This window comes from Kamptonema formosum PCC 6407 (genome assembly GCF_000332155.1).
In the GTDB taxonomy this organism is placed as follows: domain Bacteria; phylum Cyanobacteriota; class Cyanobacteriia; order Cyanobacteriales; family Microcoleaceae; genus Kamptonema; species Kamptonema formosum.
On the sequence record NZ_KB235907.1, the window covers coordinates 52,892 to 54,167 of the forward strand.

General features: G+C 45.4%; 3 protein-coding genes. All 3 read left to right on the top strand.

Features of this window, described 5'->3' with window-relative positions; all coding sequences use genetic code 11:
- Nucleotides 1-195, top strand: a 195-nt coding sequence (locus tag OSCIL6407_RS36050; RefSeq protein ID WP_026103898.1) for a hypothetical protein, incomplete at its 5' end; no start/stop codon positions are given.
- 9 nt (nt 196-204) lie between these two features.
- Nucleotides 205-531: a hypothetical protein gene (locus OSCIL6407_RS0129255; RefSeq protein ID WP_019488056.1), complete on the top strand. Its 327-nt coding sequence runs from the start codon at nt 205-207 to the stop codon at nt 529-531.
- Nucleotides 532-889: 358 nt separating this feature from the next.
- Complete coding sequence (locus OSCIL6407_RS37520) at nt 890-1,243, top strand: DUF3143 domain-containing protein (protein ID WP_234709981.1); 354 nt, start codon at nt 890-892, stop codon at nt 1,241-1,243.
- The last annotated feature ends 33 nt before the right edge of the window (nt 1,244-1,276 follow it).

Here is a 1,276-nt window from a genome sequence, read left to right on the forward strand (position 1 = left end):
AAAGAAGCAATCAAGGCTCAAATTGATTCCCCACACCTAGAAGCTTGGGCGAAAATTAAGGGCAAAGATGCAGTTGAAGCGCGTAACTTACGGCGGTTTCTACTTAAAATCTTTTTGAGGATGGTGGCTATGAAGTTAATCGAATTAGTTTCTCGGATTTGCTTAATCCTGATGCCATTTACGATGAGGGAATGAGCTTTGCTGATGCTAAAAAGACTTTCTAAAGAAGAAGAAGCAAAGCAGATTTTCAATTCTGAATTTATCACCCTAGAAAAATACTTAGAAATTGAGGGAAGCAATGCTGAATGGGAGGATTGCTGCAAAGCCATCAAATATCGCCTTTTAGCGCGGCTACCAGGCATTGAAAATACTGAGCTTTGGACTTGGGAGTTTGTTTACCGTATCCGCTTCACTGACAGAGATTTGCTCAATCAGCTCTATGCCAACTGGAAACTTGAAACCCTATTGATGCTGAACTGCTACAACGGCAAAAATGGAACCGTGAGTTTAGAACTTTCTTGCCTGACCTGAACAACCAATGGCTCAAACTAAAACTTCTCTCAAAATTGGGGATTAATCAATTCCTTGACCCTTCAAAGGTCTGGACGGATAAATCCCCTGAAGTCAAGGAACTGGTGAGGATTTGTAAAACCAAGTCAGCAGCCGCCCTACTTGGACATCCCGGCAAAAGCTCACCCATGCAATATCTCAACCGCTTACTTAAATTTATCGGGGTTAAGCTGAAGGCCTCTCAGGTTAGGGAGGGGGATAAGCGAGTTTGGCAATATCGTTTTGTAGAGGCTGGTGAGAACTCTAGCAGACCCGAAAACTGGGATGAGCTTTACCCTCTAGTCTGTCAAAAATTGGCTGAAAAATCGCCTCTGCGAAAATGGCTGAATCACCCTCTCCTCTTGATGTGGAGGTTGTCACAGCTCCCCCCATAAATATACAAAATACAGCCGAAGCTGTGACAGAGAATCAGACTCACCCTGTAGAAAAAGTTTGGGGCGTGGCTTGTGAAGTTGCGGAGGTGGCCCGTGAAGTTGCGGAGGTGGCGTTATGGGTCGCTGAGGGGATGGTGGAGTCAGCAAAAACCTGTCTAGAAGCAGAACTTTCCCTAGACATCGATCAACTGACCGTCCGCTACCTTCACGCTGGAGCTGACGGTCAAGATATTCAACGAGCTTTCAAATACTCTCTTAGCCGTCAGGATATTGAAGCTGCGGTTTTTTCTGGCCCGTAATCTGTCAGATCGAGTTTGGATGGCAACGCGATC

What these genes read in the sequence shown, in the direction of transcription:
- OSCIL6407_RS0129255 (WP_019488056.1), top strand. Translation starts at nt 205, where the DNA reads ATGCTAAAAAGACTTTCTAAAGAAGAAGAAGCAAAGCAGATTTTCAAT.
- OSCIL6407_RS37520 (WP_234709981.1), top strand. Translation starts at nt 890, where the DNA reads ATGGCTGAATCACCCTCTCCTCTTGATGTGGAGGTTGTCACAGCTCCC.